General features: G+C 60.2%; 13 protein-coding genes. 9 read left to right on the top strand and 4 right to left on the bottom strand.

Going from position 1 to position 15,509, the window contains the following annotated elements:
• Positions 1-496 precede the first annotated feature (496 nt).
• Positions 497-1,375, bottom strand: a complete 879-nt coding sequence (gene larE / locus AB5Z54_RS03975; RefSeq protein ID WP_368135279.1) for an ATP-dependent sacrificial sulfur transferase LarE — start codon at positions 1,373-1,375, stop codon at positions 497-499.
• 173 nt (positions 1,376-1,548) lie between these two features.
• On the opposite strand from larE, the gene AB5Z54_RS03970 reads away from it, so the two are divergent.
• Complete coding sequence (locus AB5Z54_RS03970; RefSeq protein WP_195444763.1) at positions 1,549-2,199, top strand: HAD family hydrolase; 651 nt, start codon at positions 1,549-1,551, stop codon at positions 2,197-2,199.
• Between the two features lie 71 nt (positions 2,200-2,270).
• Here the strand turns inward: AB5Z54_RS03970 and AB5Z54_RS03965 are convergent, their stop codons facing one another.
• Positions 2,271-3,383: a LacI family DNA-binding transcriptional regulator gene (locus AB5Z54_RS03965; RefSeq protein WP_229058847.1), complete on the bottom strand. Its 1,113-nt coding sequence runs from the start codon at positions 3,381-3,383 to the stop codon at positions 2,271-2,273.
• A 312-nt stretch (positions 3,384-3,695) separates the two neighbouring features.
• Here AB5Z54_RS03965 and glmS point away from each other — a divergent pair, with 312 nt between their 5' ends.
• Positions 3,696-5,543 (top strand): glutamine--fructose-6-phosphate transaminase (isomerizing), encoded by a 1,848-nt coding sequence (gene glmS / locus AB5Z54_RS03960; RefSeq protein ID WP_195361469.1) that lies wholly within the window; start codon positions 3,696-3,698, stop codon positions 5,541-5,543.
• 111 nt (positions 5,544-5,654) lie between these two features.
• Here the strand turns inward: glmS and AB5Z54_RS03955 are convergent, their stop codons facing one another.
• Positions 5,655-6,356, bottom strand: a complete 702-nt coding sequence (locus AB5Z54_RS03955; protein ID WP_050766156.1) for a GntR family transcriptional regulator — start codon at positions 6,354-6,356, stop codon at positions 5,655-5,657.
• Between the two features lie 193 nt (positions 6,357-6,549).
• Here AB5Z54_RS03955 and AB5Z54_RS03950 point away from each other — a divergent pair, with 193 nt between their 5' ends.
• From AB5Z54_RS03950 to AB5Z54_RS03940, 3 genes are all read left to right on the top strand, one after another.
• Complete coding sequence (locus AB5Z54_RS03950; RefSeq protein ID WP_152067563.1) at positions 6,550-7,584, top strand: YeiH family protein; 1,035 nt, start codon at positions 6,550-6,552, stop codon at positions 7,582-7,584.
• 265 nt (positions 7,585-7,849) lie between these two features.
• A complete protein-coding gene (locus tag AB5Z54_RS03945) occupies positions 7,850-9,067 on the top strand; it encodes a helix-turn-helix domain-containing protein (RefSeq protein WP_368135281.1) in 1,218 nt (405 codons plus the stop codon).
• Between the two features lie 84 nt (positions 9,068-9,151).
• The gene (locus AB5Z54_RS03940; protein WP_022094368.1) at positions 9,152-9,727 is read left to right on the top strand and encodes a hypothetical protein; all 576 of its coding nucleotides are present in this window, start codon (positions 9,152-9,154) and stop codon (positions 9,725-9,727) included.
• A 228-nt stretch (positions 9,728-9,955) separates the two neighbouring features.
• Here AB5Z54_RS03940 and AB5Z54_RS03935 read toward each other — a convergent pair whose 3' ends face one another.
• Positions 9,956-10,477 carry a nitroreductase family protein gene (locus tag AB5Z54_RS03935; RefSeq protein ID WP_138375058.1) on the bottom strand — a complete coding sequence of 174 codons (522 nt, stop codon included), beginning with the start codon at positions 10,475-10,477 and terminating at the stop codon, positions 9,956-9,958.
• 294 nt (positions 10,478-10,771) lie between these two features.
• On the opposite strand from AB5Z54_RS03935, the gene AB5Z54_RS03930 reads away from it, so the two are divergent.
• The 4 genes from AB5Z54_RS03930 to AB5Z54_RS03915 all read left to right on the top strand — a co-directional run bounded on the left by AB5Z54_RS03930 (position 10,772) and on the right by AB5Z54_RS03915 (position 15,470).
• Complete coding sequence (locus AB5Z54_RS03930; protein WP_006235631.1) at positions 10,772-11,062, top strand: hypothetical protein; 291 nt, start codon at positions 10,772-10,774, stop codon at positions 11,060-11,062.
• A gap of 181 nt (positions 11,063-11,243) precedes the next feature.
• On the top strand, positions 11,244-11,744 hold the full coding sequence (locus AB5Z54_RS03925; protein WP_022094370.1) for a MarR family winged helix-turn-helix transcriptional regulator: 501 nt from the start codon (positions 11,244-11,246) through the stop codon (positions 11,742-11,744).
• Positions 11,744-13,468 carry an ABC transporter ATP-binding protein gene (locus AB5Z54_RS03920; RefSeq protein WP_368154401.1) on the top strand — a complete coding sequence of 575 codons (1,725 nt, stop codon included), beginning with the start codon at positions 11,744-11,746 and terminating at the stop codon, positions 13,466-13,468. Before AB5Z54_RS03925 ends, AB5Z54_RS03920 begins: the two co-directional genes overlap by 1 nt.
• 1 nt (position 13,469) lies before the next feature.
• Positions 13,470-15,470, top strand: coding sequence for an ABC transporter ATP-binding protein (locus tag AB5Z54_RS03915; RefSeq protein WP_204986360.1), 2,001 nt, complete (start codon positions 13,470-13,472; stop codon positions 15,468-15,470).
• The last annotated feature ends 39 nt before the right edge of the window (positions 15,471-15,509 follow it).

The raw sequence follows: 15,509 nt of genomic DNA, 5'->3' as shown, positions 1-15,509 counted from the left end.
AATTCGATACATCTCTCTTAATGTCTCTCTAAAACAAGGCGCTCATCTCTCTAAAGTTAGAGAGATGAGCGCCTTGTTTTAGAGAGACGGAATGCCAAAATTCGTCCGTCAGCTACCATCTGCCAAAAATGACGGATAAAGGGCTCATCGAAGTAATGGGTTCATCGACGAGCCGCAACCGCCGCTATCGGAAGAAGTAGATGCAGCCGAATTGCCCCTCTATCGTCTCTCGAAGTTTGATGGGTGCTAGGGGAGCGACTGCCTCGCGATATTTCCCCAGATAAAACCTGCCAAAATAAACCTGTTCCTTTTTGGCAGGTCAGTTAACGCAGTGCAGGTTGAGCATATGCGAGCGAGCGGGCTCCGGGTGCGGTAAGGTGACGTGGAACAAGCGGGCGCTGACCTTTTGGTCGCGCCCGTGAAGTTGAGCGTCAGATTGCCGTGCCCGGGGCCTGCGCAGCGCCGAGCGGTTACGCCGTTTGTAAAACGGCGTAACTTAAAGATTCATGTTGCCGTGAATGTAGGGGGTGACCTCGGGGGAGATATGGTCGCAGCCCAGTTCGCGCAGCGCGGACTTGATAACGGCGGGCAGCGGGGTTTTGCCCTCGGCATCGACGGCGTTGCCACCGAGGGCAGCAATCTTGGCGACATCTGCGGGTGCGGCCTCGATATGCATGCAGCCGCCGATCAAGCGCGCGCGTACCTGTGCCAGATCAAGATCGTGCAGGTAATCCTCGCAGGCGCGGATTAAATTGACTTTCTCGCGCGTAAGCTCCTCGCCCGTGGGGACGCGGGTGGCAAGACATGCTCCCGCCGGTAGGTTCCAAACGGGATAGCCCCATGCGCGCAGCAGCTCGCGCTCTTCGTCCTTGGTAAAGCCGACCTCCATAAGGGGTGAGCGTACGCCGAGCTCTTCTGCCGCACGCATGCCGGGGCGGTAGTCACCGCGATCGCTTGCATTGCTGCCATCGATGACGGTGGGAAAGCCGAGCGACTTGGCGTGGTTGACGATGGCGGTAAAGCCGGCGTGCTTGCAGTGGTAGCAGCGATTAGCATCGTTGCAGGCTACTTGGGGGAGCTGCAGCTGATCCACCGAAAGATTGAGCACGGGGAGCTTAAAATGTGCCCCTTCATTGGCCTGCCCATCAACGGACTGCTCAAACGAAGCCTGCTCGGGCGTGCCGATAAGCGGCGTGGTGAGATGGACGAGAAGAGTATTGGTAGGCATGACGCGGGCGCATACGGCGGCCAAAAAGCTGCTGTCAACGCCGCCGGAAAACCCGATAGCCACGCGCCCGTATGCCAAAAGCAGCTGTTCGAGCGCCGATAGCTTGTCTTGAAGCTCCTCTGCGGGTGCCGTGGTGTCTAAAATCATGAAACGATCCTTATCGTTGAGTACTCGATCGAAAACTATAATCCTAATGCGTTACTTGCCATAAGACTTCTATCTGTGTAACGAAAGTGCAATATGGCATATACGTTATATACAAGTTGCCAAATGCGGTAGAGTTGCAGCAACGCGACAGCGAGAGTCGATGGGGGACCGATATGATCAAGGCTGTTATTTTTGACATGGATGGAACGCTGGTCGATACCGAGCGTTTGGGGATTAAGGCCTGGAAGGCAGGCGCCGCTGAGCTTGGGCTCGCGATTGATGATGCGCTGATCCATCAGTTTATCGGTCGCACGCTGCCCGATGTCATGGACATCCTTGATGAGCATTACGGCAGCCACGAAACCACCGAGGCGGTCTATGTCCGCCACAAGGAGATTCGCGACGAGATGGTCAAGACCGAACTGGAACTTAAGGCCGGCGCCGCCGAGTGCCTAGACGAGCTGCTAGCTGCGGGCTATCACGTGGGCCTAGCGACGTCGTCGCGCCTCGTTACGGCCGAGCGCAACCTTAAGATGGTCGGTCTTTTTGACAAGTTTGAAACGGTAACGTGTGGCGAGGACGTCGTGCACGGCAAGCCCGACCCCGAGATGTATCTGCTCGCCTGCGAGCGCGCGGGCTTTGCCCCCGAGGAGTGCGCCGTGGTCGAGGATTCGCGCAACGGCTGCGTCTCGGGTATCACGGCCGGCTGCCATGTCTTTGCTGTGCCCGATATCGTGCCGCTGCCGCAGGACGTGGTGGATGGCTGCGAGGTCGTGCTCGACACGTTGTTCGATCTGGCGGCGGCGGTCAAGGCCGCACGCTAGACAATTGCGGCGTTGAAGCGAGTAATTGGCCGTCTTTGCGTAAGCGGCGTTTTGGCATACTGGCCGACGTGCTATAGATACGCGCCTAGGTTGATGGCCGTGGCGTCGGTCTGGGTGTTTGCCTGGGTGCTGGCGCGCTCCAGTAGGAACGGACGTACCAATTCTTGGCGGTTGATATCCTCGGCGGCGGTGGCTGCGGTGACGGTGCGTGCTGCAGAGCCGACGTGGATATGCTTGGTCTTTGTCGGGACCTTGTTCTCGATTTGCTCCATGAGCAGTTGGACACCCTTGCGGCCAATCTCGTAGCCCGGGGGCGCTACCGTAGTGAGCGGGACCGATCCGCTCCAAGCGAGTGGGTTGCCGTCGCATCCGGCCACGCGAACCTGCTCGGGGACGGAGATGCCTTTGTCGACCAATGCCGAGATAACGCCCGAGGCCAACACGTCGGTCAGACCGACGACAAAATCGGGGCGTTCGTTGGCAGGGCGCCCGGCAATCTGAGCGCCAATGCTGTAGCCGTCGGCTGCGGTATTCCACTCTCCGGCGTCAATGACCTCAATTTTGATATCGGGATGCAGGGCGAGGGCCTTGTGAATGCCAAGGACGCGCAGGGTGAGCTGCATGAATGCCGCTCTGCCCACAACGGTGATATGGTGTGCGCCGCGGGCGATGGCGAGCTCGGCGATAATGCGCCCCTGTGCCTCGTTGTCGGCCGCTACGTAGTAGCCGGGCTCGGAGCAATGGATGTCCAGGTGGACAATCGGCACGGGCATCTTGGTCATAGCGGGGTGCCAGTCGGGGGATGCCATGGGCTGAACCATGACGCCGGACATCTGGGTGCCCATAAAGTAGCGCAGGTAATGGTCCTGGAGAATATCGTCGTTATCGGCGTTGGCGATGAGCAGGTCGTAACCGTGCTTTCGGGCCTCGTTATGGGCACCGCTGGCAATTTGGAGCGAAAAGCCGTGATCGAGACGGGGGAGCACCAGGCCAAAGGACTTGGTGGCGCCGCCCGCGAGCTGACGAGCGCTTTGGTTGGGCAGGTAGCCCAGTCGATTGATGGTTTCATTTATGAGCTTGAGGGTCTCGGGGCGCAGCTTTTCGGGATGGTTGAGTGCGTTGGAAACCGTGCCCAACGAAACCCCGGCTTCGCGCGCGACGTCGCTGATTTTAACCTTTGCCATAGCGGCCCCTTTGATGCGTTTCAAGTACAAGCCAGATTGTAGCATCCCAAACCTACCAAAAAGGGACAGGTTTATTTTGGCAGGTTTTATCTGGGGAAACGCCGTTGCCAGCGCGACCACCACGAAGGTGCCTGTCCCCATTGTGGTGGTTTGGACCGGCTGGACGTGTGTGCATCGGGTGGTATCTAAGTTGAGATACCACTTCTGGTATATCAGATTGCGTTTGCGTGAGTACAATACTCGAACGTTATGCGTCTCAGCGCCCCCTGTGCGTGGACGTTTTGCAGTCAAGCGGACGAAGGGATTTATCCTATGTGCGGAATTGTCGGCTACACCGGCTCTGATATTGCAAAGAACATCCTGGTCACAGGCCTCAAGCGTATGGAGTATCGCGGCTATGACTCCTCGGGCGTCGCGCTCGAGGTGGGCGAGGGCGCCGCGGCGCACCTCGACGTCATCCGCCGCGTGGGCAAGGTCGCGGGCTTGGAGAGCGAGCTTTCCAACATCGACAGCGACGCTACCTGCGGTATCGGCCACACCCGTTGGGCCACCCACGGCAAGCCCTCCGTCGTTAACGCTCACCCCCACACCAGCTGCGACGGTCGTATCGCCATCGTCCACAACGGCATCATCGAGAACTTCGCCGAGCTGCGCGAAGAGCTGGAGGGCCGCGGCCACCACTTTAAGAGCGAGACCGATACCGAGGTCTTCGCGCATCTGATCGAAGAGGCTTATGCCGAGACGCACGACCTGATGGCCTCCGTGCGCGAGGCTTGCGCCCACGTGGTCGGTGCCTATGGTCTGGCCGTCGTGTGCGCTGACGAGCCCGGCGTGATCGCCGTGGCCCGCAAGGATTCCCCGATCGTGGTCGGCGCGGGCGAGACCGGCGCCTATGTCGCCTCCGACGTCATCGCGCTCATCGACGCCACCCGCGATGTCGTGGTGCTCGAGGACGGTCAGTTTGCCAAGCTTACGCCCGCAGGCGTCGAGTACACCGACGAGGCCGGCAACGTTATCGAGCCCAAGGTCACCCACATCGACTGGGACCTGGACATGGCAGAAAAGGGCGGTTATCCCGACTTTATGCTCAAGGAGATCCACGAGCAGCCGCGCGTCGTGCGCGACACGCTGGTGGGCCGCATGACGCCGGCCGGCGAGCTCGACATCGACGAGCTGGGCCTTTCGCTCGAGGAGCTCAACGACATCGACCGCGTCTACGTGATTGCTTGCGGCACCAGCTATCACGCTGGCCTCATTGCCAAGAATCTCATTGAGGGCTGGGCTCGCATCCCCACCGAGGTGGAGGCGGCCAGCGAGTTCCGTTATCGCAACCCCATCATCACGCCGACGACGCTCGTCGTGGCCGTGTCCCAGTCGGGCGAGACGGCTGACACTCTCGCTGCCATCCGCGACGCGCGCATCAAGGGCGCCAAGGTCTTCGGCATCACCAACGTGGTGGGCAGCCCCGTGGCGCGTGAGAGCGACGGCGTCATCTACACCAAGGCCAACAAGGAGATCGCGGTCGCCTCGACCAAGAGCTTCATCGGCCAGGTCGTGAGCCTTACGCTTTTGGCTCTGCTGCTGGCGCAGGTCAAGTACCGCTTGACCACCAAGCAGGCGCGCATGCTGTTCCGCGAGCTTTCCGATACGGCCGAGCAGATCCAGTGGATTTTGGATACCCAAACCGAGGCCGTGCATGAGGCCGCCCTGCTGTGCAAGGACGCGCAGTCGGCGCTGTTCGTGGGCCGTGGCATGGGTGCCGCTATTTCCTACGAGGGCGCGCTCAAGCTCAAAGAGGTCAGCTACCTGCACGCCGAGGCCTACGCCGCCGGCGAGATGAAGCACGGCCCCATCGCGCTGATCGACCCGGGCTTCCCTGTCATCGCCGTGGCCACCAAGAGTGCCACCTACGACAAGACCGTGTCGAACCTCATGGAGTGCAAGGCGCGCGGCGCCAAGGTCATCGTCGTTGCCACCGAGGGCGACGAGGAGATCAACAAGATCGCCGACTGCATTATCCGCGTGCCGGCAGTCCGCGACGTGTTCAGCCCCATCACGGCGAGCGTTCCTCTGCAGCTGCTCGCCCGCGAGGTCGCCATCCTGCGCGGCTGCGACGTCGACCAGCCCCGAAACCTCGCCAAGAGCGTCACGGTAGAGTAGTTGGTTCCGCCGTTCTAGCGACTAAGGCCCGGCTCCGTTGCAGCGGAGCCGGGCCTTGTTGCATTTGCCCAGATAAAACCTGCCAAAATAAACCTGTCCCTTTTTGGCAGGTTAGCGGAGCTTGCTGGTCTCGAAGTACTCGGGGAACTGGTCCAGAACCTCGGTTTGGTTGCGGAACATCATGTGCAGGTGCTTGCTGACCAAAAAGCTCGCTTCGATGGGGTCGCGACCGGCGATAGCGCGGCGAATCTGCTTGTGTTCGTTCACAATGTCCTGATTGTCGAGAACCTGCGTGGCAGCGCGCAGCCAGCGGAAGCGCTCCAGGTCGGCATTGGTCTCTTCGAGCCACGACCACACGGTGCTGCGGCACGCGATGCTAAAGATCATGTGATGCATGAGGTTGTCGCTCAAAAAGAAGCCGATGCGATCCTCTTCGGCCATGGCCTTTTCCTGCAGCACGATGGCGCGGTCGAGCTGCTCGATGCCGGCCGACGTGGCTCGCGCACAGCACTCCACGATCACCTGCTTTTCCAGATGCTCGCGGATGTAACAGGCACTCTCGGCAAGGGTGAGGTTGATGGGTGAGACGTAGGTGCCGCTCTGGGGCACGGTGCGCACCAGGCCTTCCTGCGCCAAGCGAACCAAAGCCTCGCGCACGGGCGTGCGGCCCATGTCCAGGTCGTCGCAAAGCTGTTTGACGCCCAGCTTTTCGCCCGGCTTGTAGTCCAGGTAGACGATTTTGCGTCGAATGGTGTGGTAGGACTGGTCCTGTAGGCTCGTTTCCTGCTCGCCGACGTGCATCGATTCTTCCATAGCGCCTCGCAACTGTTCTATCAAACTCATATGTCAGTTGTTAATTATGCCGCGAATCAGCTCTCCGCGGTGGGTAATTCGGCCGTTGCCTAAGAACTATTGCGGCATCTTAGTCTGTGTTTGCGCAAGGCTGCGCTCAATGTTGCCGTATCATAAGCCGTCGCAAACGTGAAATAGAAAGAAGGAGTCCCATATGCAACTGGCAAATATCGTACGCGAGCGCTGGAAAGGCGTCTTGTTCTGCCTGATCGTCGCCATTCCCGCGACGTTGCTCGGCAAACAAATTGAGGTGGTCGGCGGTCCGGTATTTGCCATCCTCTTTGGCATGGTCCTTGCGCTCGTCTTTCCCAAGAATCGTCGCGAACAGCTCGCCGCCGGCGTTACCTATACGTCCAAAAAAGTCTTGCAGTACGCGGTTATCCTGCTTGGCTTTGGCATGAACCTCTCCCAGATTCTGTCCAAGGGCGCCCAGTCGCTGCCGATTATCGTGGCGACAATCTCGACCTCGCTTGTCATCGCCTTTGTGCTCTGCCGCGTTATGAACGTGCCGGGCAAGATCGCGACGCTTGTGGGTGTGGGTTCGTCGATTTGCGGCGGTTCTGCCATCGCCGCGACCGCGCCCGTCATCGATGCCGACGATCGCGAGATTGCCCAGGCCATCTCGGTCATCTTCCTGTTCAACGTTATCGCGGCGCTCGTGTTTCCGACGCTCGGCGGCATGCTCGGGCTGACCAATGAGGGCTTTGGCCTGTTTGCCGGTACCGCCATCAACGACACCTCGTCGGTAACGGCTGCGGCGAGCGCCTGGGACAGCATGCATCCCGGCGCAAATGTGCTCGAGAGCGCCACGGTGGTCAAGCTCACCAGGACGCTGGCTATCATTCCCATCACGTTGGTCCTCGCATGCTGGCAGATGCATCTAGCACGCAAGGCCGGCGGCGACGCTAAAAGCACGTTCTCGCTTAAACGCGCGTTTCCCATGTTTGTGCTGTTCTTTGTGCTGGCGAGTGTGATCACCACGGTGCTTCAGCTTCCCGCGTCCTTTACGGCGCCCATCAAGGAGCTGTCGAAGTTCTTTATCGTGATGGCCATGGCGGCTATTGGTTTTAATACCGATATCGTCGAGCTGGTCAAAAAGGGCGGCAAGCCCATCGCGCTGGGCTTTTGCTGCTGGATTGGCATCGCGTGCATGAGTTTGGGAATGCAGCACGTGCTGGGAATCTGGTAGAGAAGTAGCTGATTTGCGTGCTGCGTGCTGGCGAGCGCATGTCCGCGGTGGAGCGATAGGAGCTCTTGCGGGTATGGCTTGTCCGCAGGTTGATAGGTCCCGAAGAGCTCTTATCGCCCCGCCAGGATGGCGATGCGGGGCAACTCATATACTCGCAGGACGGTGGCTTCTGCCCTATAGTGTTTGGTGAGCAATATCGTTCAATTTTGAAACACTCGCTCGCGCAGCCGTCGGTGGCGGCGTGGCGCCGAGGACGGGGCGCAATATGAACAGTGACGCCAGGCTACAAATCTTGATCGAGGCCTTGGCTGCTGCCGGGGCCTCGGCGTTGGCAATCGATGGGCGTGGACGCGTGGCGATTTCGACCATGGATGATGTCGCGCTCGAGCAAGATGTCGCGGCATTTGTCGCCGAGCGCCTGGGGCGCGTGGGCAACGGCACGCGCCTGGTGATGGGACATGCGGGAGGGCGCTTGAGCCTTACGGTGCGTCCGGTCGCCAAGGAATACGGCGCGCTTTGGGTAGTCGTGGTCCGCGAGGTGCACGGTGTGGCGGCACATGCGGGTATTGAGTGGCTTAACGCAGATGAGGTCGAGGCGCGCTACGAGGCAAGCGCGTACGGCATTGTCGAGGGTGCCGCTGCGGTCGCTGGTCCCGTCTGCGAAAGCTATGCCCGCGGCGTGCCCCTCATGCTGGAGGGCGAGCTGGGTGCCGGCCAGGCAGAGATTGCAAAACGCCTCTATCTGGATGGGCCTTATGCTGACGAACCCTTTGTGTCCGTGGCACTTGACGAGCTCACAGATCGCGGCTGGCGCCATCTGCTCAAAAGCTCGGAATCGCCGCTGTTCCAGGCGAGGCTGACCCTTTGTATTGGCGGCTGGCATGCACTTTCGCCGCAGCGTCTGCGCGAGCTTGTCTCTACGATGACCGACACGGCGCTGGCCGCGCGTTGCCATGTGGTTCTGACGGCAAACGATATGCCGGGCGGTGGCGAAAGCGATCAGGCCGCTTTTGTAACCGAGCGCTTGGCGTGCGCAGTAAGTGTGGCGCCTGCGATTGCCGAGCAGGGTGGCGCATCGAAAAAGGTTGCGCGGTATTTGTCATATCTGTCAGATGCCTTTGGAACTGCCGCTCCGAGTATGTCCGAGGAGGCTGCCTCGACGCTCAACGGCTATCGCTGGCCACGCAACTATCTGCAGCTGCGCGAGGTCTCGGAACGACTCTATATATTAGTAGGGTCGGGTGTGGCGGAGCGCGAAGTGGCGGAGGAGGTGCTCGCCCAGGAGGACGTCATCAAAACCGCAACCTTTGGCGCTCCGACGCTCGACAGCGATCTGTATATCCTGCGTCCACTGGCCGATACCGAACGCGATATCGCGCGGCTGGTCGTAGGCCACCTTCAGGGCAACCGGACCCGCGCTGCCGAGGTGCTGGGAATAAGCCGCACGACCCTGTGGCGCTTGCTGAAGGACGATGACCGTTGAGCGAGGCGCCCGTGACCGCACGCGACGCGTGTGCTACAGTCCAAAGCGTTATTGTTTCGATTTGGTTACGGCGTGCGAGGGCATATGGCTGAGACTTCAAAACCGAGCCGCAGAAGGCGGAGTGCCGCGCCGGTCAACCGACGCACAACATCGGTGACGTGGGGCAAACACGCCTCGGGGTTTGATGGCTCGTTCAAGCGCACTAAATACGGCTATCCTTCGGCAAGCGCCCGCTTGGCAATGCAGGCAGAGTCCTCGCTGTGGGGCCGCAAACGCGTGGTGGGCTCAAAGCTCAAGCACGACGGAACGCTCGGCTACATCAGCCGCGGGGCGGCTCGCCGCAGCGGGCTCAATCCCGCCGGCTGGCATCGCTACGTGCCGATCGTGGCCGCCGTTGCAGTGATCGTCATCGCGCTCGCTGCGCTCGGATATGCCGGCGGTGGCGCCAACTTGGACGCAATGTTTAAATCGCCCGAGCTCGCGCATGTAGGTACAGAAGTTGTCGAGGGCGCTCAGGCCCAGACGAGCGTCGCGCCCCAGCGCGGTATCGTTGCGGCGGCCTCCACCATCGCCGATGTGCAAAAGGACGAAGACAAGCAAGGCGACGACGTCGATGCGAATCAGACGAGCGAAACGGCAATAACTCCATCGGCGGGATAAGTTGCGAGTGGGGCAGCTAATTTGGGACGGGGCTTTTTTAGCTGCCCAAGACAGTGGCTCATTCGATGTCAGTCGCCAAAAGCGAGCGAGCCGCATTTGCGCCAAGGTGACGTGAAATGAGAGGGCGCTGACCTTCTGGTCGCGCCCTCGAAATTGAACGTCAGATTGGCGTGAATGCGGCCCGCGCAGCGTCAACGAGCCCGCCGTTCGGTAGAATGGCGGAACTAATTACCTTACGTAGACCACGTTGTCGCGGCGGGGTTTGGGCTCGGGCAGCGTGTCCTCGGCATAGCCCAGAATGCAGTGACCGACACCGCGCAGGCTGCCGTCGGCGGGTAGACCCCAACTGGCCAGTAGCTCCAGGCCCTCGGGCGAATCGAAAACCTCGTGGGCGCGATGAATCCAGCACGAATCAACGCCCAGCGCATAGGCAGCGTTGAGCAGGTTGCCCATGGCGAGCGAGCCGTCTTCCAGATGTGTGGGCACGCTGCGGTCAACCAGCACCACCACAACGGTCTTGGCGCCATAGAAGGGGTCGCTGTTGCTGCCCATGACTTGCGCGTTGAGCTGCGAGAGACGCTCGACGGTCGCGGGGTCGGTGACGGCGACAAACGTCACCGGCTGGCGGCCCATGCCGCTCGGTGCATATTGGCCGGCTTCGATAATACGTGCAAGCTTTTCGGCCTCGACGGGACGATCGCTGTAGTTGCGGCAGCTGCGGCGGTGAATGAGTGCTTCGATAGTCTCCATGGTGTCTCCTTGCGGTGGCGTTGCAGATGCCCCGTTCATACCCGTCGGGCTCAAACGATAGACGGTCAATTGCCCGGCCAAAAGGATAGATTCCAATTGGGAAAGTAGGTTTGCATAAAAGTACCTTCAGAATGTGACAAACAAATGGGATGGTTAAACGTTTTATCCCGTCTACCCTGCGGTTTTTTACCACTTGCCTAAATGACGAACGCATAACCTCTGATAAAGGTTTTACTAAAGGAGTACCAACGTTTATCAATGCGCCGTGGTGGCGCCGGGCCAGGAGGTAACATCATGTTCCAGGCTGGAGATGTCGTCGAGACCGATTTCGAAGGATTTCTGAAGCTGCTGCGTTCCAAGACGCGCGCTTTCGTGTCGATCAACGATCACGAGTACTACATCACGCACACCGATGGCTATTGGCGTGTTCAGGATTGCGAGGCCCTCAACGACAAGGGCCACTTTACTGACTGTTCTGAGTTGGTCAACACGGTCTGCGAGGTCGTCGAGCTGCCGTGGATTGCCGGCAAGAGCCTGCATGACAGCTTCTCGGGCGCTACGGTCTATGAGGCCGTCGCCGCTTAACAGGCAATAAAACCCGATTTTCACGTGACCGCTGGCGCCGCCCCCGCGCCGGCGGTCTTTTTCTGCCGATAGGCCATAAAAATGCACGCATTTGCGGAGAGCCTGTTGACGATAGTCAAAACTCGGACTAATCTAGAGACACATAATTGGTCAAAAATCGGACAATTGAATGGTGGGATAGATGAATAGTGCGGTTACGCTGGTCGACTTCGATCGGTTGCTCAATGGACTCGACCATATCTATTCGGAGTTCTCGCGCGCCTGCGGCCTTTCGGACTGCGCCTACTGGATGCTCGTCGACACGAGTGCAGCGGGCGGAAGCGTTGCCGTGAGTCGGCTGACGAGTGAATGGTTCTACAGCAAACAGACCATCAATTCGGCGATTAAAACGCTTAGGGCGCGAGGGCTTGCGACGTTGGAGTTTGCCGAGGGCAGTCGTAAAAACAAGGTTGTACGACTGACCGAAGAAGGCGTGCGGTTTGCCAAGCGCTACGCGTTGCCGGCGCAAAAAGCCGAGCAACAGGCATTCGAGGCGCTCGAGCCGTGGGAACAGTGCGAGATCATGCGCTTGGTCGGTAAGTTCTCCCATGTTCTTAACGAAGAGTGCGAGGCATTTAAACGGCAAGTGGCCGCCGAGAACGAGACTGACGATAAGGGCGAGGGGGACGCATGCGACTCTTAATGAGGTTTATGAGGCCGTACCGCGGTCTGATTGCGGTGACGCTGTTTGCGGTGCTGATAGATAACGTCGGTACGCTGTTGGTTCCCACGATGCTGGCGAACATGGTCAACACCGGTATTACCACGGGCGACATCGACTATATTTTACGCAACGGCCTGTACATGCTTATCGCGACCGGCATGGCCAGCGGCGGCACGGTGTTGGGCTGCTATCTTTCGGCGCGCCTGGCCGCCAACGTGGCCTGCGATATCCGCAATGCCGTGTACGACAAGTCGCTCGAGCTGTCCGCCAGCGACTTTGAGCGCTTTGGCACGGGTTCGATGATCACGCGCTCACTCAACGACATCAACGTGATTCAGCAAGCTGTCCTTCAGACGATTCAGTTGGTGCTGCCGGTGCCGTTCTTGGCCGTGGCAGGCATCATTTTTGCTTGGTTCATCGATCCCGCCATGGGCACGCTGCTTGGTGTGGTCGTTGCGATCGTGCTGGTGGCGGCGGTCTTTACGGTGGCTAACGCCGCGCCGATCTTTATGCGCCTGCAGAGCTTTATCGACCGCATGAACGTGGTGCTGCGCGAGAACATCGTGGGCGTGCGCGTCATCCGCGCATTTAACAAGGAGCGCCACGAGGAGCAGCGCCTGGACGAGGTGTTTAGCGATTACGCGGCCAACGCCATCAAGGTCAACCACCTGTTTGTGGGTCTCGACAGTTCCAGCTTCTTTTTGATGAATATCGCCGAGGTGGCGGTGCTGTGGGTGGGCGGCAACCGCGCGGGCGTCCACGCCATGCAAATCGGCAGCATCTCGGCCGTGTTGGAATACGCGATCTTGATCCTGTTCTTTGTGATGATGGCGCAGATGGTGATTCTGACGCTTCCGCGCGCTGCGGCGTGCCTCAACCGCGCGCAACAGGTGCTCGAAATCGAGCCGAGCATCGTGGACGGCAAGGCAACGCTGGGCGACGGGGCGCCTGAGTCCGCAGATGGTGCCGACGCGGTTGCCGTGTTCGACCATATGTCGTTCCGTTTTGACGATGCCGACGAGGACACCCTGTGCGACCTGAGCTTTGCCTGTCGCCGTGGCCAGACCACGGCGATTGTAGGCTCAACGGGCTCGGGCAAGTCAACGGTGGCCAAGCTCTTGTTGCGTTTCCACGATGCCACGAAGGGCGCCATTCGCCTGAACGGCGTTGACCTGCGCGACCTTTCGCAAGGTGAGATTCGCGGGCATATCGCTTACGTGCCGCAGAAGGCGTGGCTGTTCTCGGGTACGGTGGCGAGCAACCTGCGCTTTGGCAACGAAGACGCGACTGAGGCTGACATGCTCCATGCGCTGGAGGTTGCCCAGAGCACCTTTGTGCTCGACCAGCCCCAGGGGCTCGATACGCCGGTGGCCCAGGGCGGCACGAACTTCTCGGGTGGTCAGCGCCAGCGCCTGGCGATTGCCCGCGCACTCATGAAGCATGCCGATCTATATATCTTCGACGACAGTTTTTCGGCCCTGGACTTTAAGACCGATGCGGCACTGCGCCATGCGCTGCAGGACGAGACGTGCGATGCCGCGGTGCTCATCATCGCCCAGCGCATCTCGACTATTTTGCATGCCGATCAGATCGTGGTGCTCAAAGACGGCGAGATCGTGGGCCTAGGCACGCACGACGAGCTCATGGAAACCTGCGAGGTGTACCGCGCAATCGCGGAATCGCAGATGAAGGGAGGTGAGTAGCATGACCGAGGAGCTCAAGAAGCAGGGCATCGTCGATGGCGCTGCGGTTGTAGAGACAGTCGAGGAGACGGGCGTCGCGCCCGACCTGGACGAAGCCGCCAAGGCGGCGGAGCGCGAGGCTCGCCGCCAAGCGCTCTACGAGGAAAACGAACGTGCCGAGGACGAGCGCGCCCGCGCCGAGGCAGAGCGTATGCGCGACGTGGACGACGAAGACGAGGACGAGACGCCTCGGGATACCTGGGCGACGGTGCGCCGCCTGTGGAGTGAGGCTGCCGGCGACCATTGGCGCTTCTATATCGTGTTCGCGAGCATTGTGTTCTATGTCATCTTTAACACCGCCGCGCCGGCATATAGCGCCCGCGTGATCGATGAGCTGTGGGGCCACATTCAGGTGGCGTTTGCCAACGACACCACTTTCAGCATCACCTGGGAGAACTGCGGCAAGACCATTTTCGTCTACTTTATGATCTGGACTGCCGCTGCCTCGTTCTATGCGCTCCAGAGCTTTTTGATGTCGAGCGTCGCTGAGCGTCTCAATCTGCGCCTGCGCAACCGCATCGCGCAAAAGCTCAACCGTCTGCCGCTCGCCTATTTTGACGCGCATCGTCCCGGCGAGGTCGTCAGCCGCGCGACCAACGACCTGGACAAGATGTCCGAGAGCATGCAGCGCGGATTGCTGCAGCTGCTCGTGTCGATCGGCACGGTTGTTGGTGCTGTGAGCGTGATGTTCGTGTTCAGCGTGCAGCTTACGCTCGTCTTTCTGTTCTTTACGGCACTGTCGCTGCTGGTGACGAAGGTCGTCTCGCGCCGCACACACGATGTGACGGGCGAGCGCCAGGAGTGGGTGTCCAAGATTACGAGTGCGGTCGAGGAAGGCTATTCGGGCCGTCTGGTGATCCGCGCGTTTAACCGCGAACGCCAAAGTTCTGCCGAGGTGCACCAGGCCTCGGGCGAGCTGGCACGCGTGAGTGCCAAGGCCGACTTTATGATCAATGCCGTCGGCCCTGCGGTGCGCTTTATCGGCCGTTTGGCGCAGATCGTGATCGCGCTGGTGGGCTGCAGCATGCTGGTTGCCGGTCACATGACCGTCGGCGTGTTCCAGGCGTTCTTCCAGTTTATCTACGAGGCGTCCGAACCCATGACGCAGCTGTCGTTTACCTTCAACTCGCTGCAGAGCGCGTTGGCGAGTGCGGAGCGCGTGTTCGACCTGCTCGATGAGCCCGAGATGGAGGCCGATCCGCTGCCGGACGAGGCCGCCAAGCTGCCGGGTCGCGTTGAGGGTCGCGTCTCCTTTGAGCACGTGCGCTTTGGTTATTCGCCCGACAAGCCGCTTATGCACGACGTGTCGTTTACCGCCGAGCCGGGCCAGAAGATTGCCGTGGTGGGAACCACGGGCGCGGGCAAGACGACGCTCATCAACCTGCTCATGCGCTTCTACGAGATTGACGGCGGGCGTATTACGCTCGACGGCGTGGATACGAGCCGCATGGACCGCGGCGAGCTACGGCAGCAGTTTGGCATGGTGCTGCAGGACGCCTGGCTGTTCGATGGCACGATTGCCGAAAACATCGCCTACGGCTGTCCCGAGGCGACGCGTGAGGAGATCGTGGCGGCTGCGCGCGCCGCGCAGGTCGACTTCTTTGTGCGCACCATGCCGCAGGGCTATGACACGCGCGTGGCCAACGATGCCGAAAGCATCAGCCAGGGCCAGCGTCAGCTGCTGACCATCGCACGCGTGCTGCTCAATAACCCGGCGATTCTCATCCTGGACGAGGCGACCTCAAGCGTGGATACGCGTACCGAGCTTGCCATCGGTCGTGCCATGGACGCGCTCATGCGCGGGCGCACGAGCTTTGTGATCGCGCACCGCCTGTCGACGATCGTGGACGCCGACCTGATCTTGGTCATGGATCACGGCAACATTATCGAGCAGGGCACGCATAAGGAGCTGCTGGCTGCCGAGGGTGCCTACGCCGACCTCTATCTGAGCCAGTTCGCATAATGTGACAAAGGGACAGTCTCTTTGCCACATCACAAATAA

The sequence above is a fragment of the Collinsella aerofaciens genome, assembly GCF_040910185.1.
GTDB lineage: Bacteria > Actinomycetota > Coriobacteriia > Coriobacteriales > Coriobacteriaceae > Collinsella > Collinsella aerofaciens_BF.
This window is presented reverse-complemented; position numbering and strand designations above follow the sequence as displayed.

Bases quoted from the DNA above. Each gene is read 5' to 3' on its own strand.
- AB5Z54_RS03940 (WP_022094368.1), top strand. From the start codon at position 9,152: ATGGCTGAGACTTCAAAACCGAGCCGCAGAAGGCGGAGTGCCGCGCCG.
- AB5Z54_RS03945 (WP_368135281.1), top strand. From the start codon at position 7,850: ATGAACAGTGACGCCAGGCTACAAATCTTGATCGAGGCCTTGGCTGCT.
- AB5Z54_RS03935 (WP_138375058.1), bottom strand. From the start codon at position 10,477: ATGGAGACTATCGAAGCACTCATTCACCGCCGCAGCTGCCGCAACTAC.
- glmS (WP_195361469.1), top strand. From the start codon at position 3,696: ATGTGCGGAATTGTCGGCTACACCGGCTCTGATATTGCAAAGAACATC.
- AB5Z54_RS03950 (WP_152067563.1), top strand. From the start codon at position 6,550: ATGCAACTGGCAAATATCGTACGCGAGCGCTGGAAAGGCGTCTTGTTC.
- AB5Z54_RS03955 (WP_050766156.1), bottom strand. From the start codon at position 6,356: ATGGAAGAATCGATGCACGTCGGCGAGCAGGAAACGAGCCTACAGGAC.
- AB5Z54_RS03920 (WP_368154401.1), top strand. From the start codon at position 11,744: ATGAGGTTTATGAGGCCGTACCGCGGTCTGATTGCGGTGACGCTGTTT.
- AB5Z54_RS03965 (WP_229058847.1), bottom strand. From the start codon at position 3,383: ATGGCAAAGGTTAAAATCAGCGACGTCGCGCGCGAAGCCGGGGTTTCG.
- AB5Z54_RS03930 (WP_006235631.1), top strand. From the start codon at position 10,772: ATGTTCCAGGCTGGAGATGTCGTCGAGACCGATTTCGAAGGATTTCTG.
- AB5Z54_RS03925 (WP_022094370.1), top strand. From the start codon at position 11,244: ATGAATAGTGCGGTTACGCTGGTCGACTTCGATCGGTTGCTCAATGGA.
- AB5Z54_RS03915 (WP_204986360.1), top strand. From the start codon at position 13,470: ATGACCGAGGAGCTCAAGAAGCAGGGCATCGTCGATGGCGCTGCGGTT.
- larE (WP_368135279.1), bottom strand. From the start codon at position 1,375: ATGATTTTAGACACCACGGCACCCGCAGAGGAGCTTCAAGACAAGCTA.
- AB5Z54_RS03970 (WP_195444763.1), top strand. From the start codon at position 1,549: ATGATCAAGGCTGTTATTTTTGACATGGATGGAACGCTGGTCGATACC.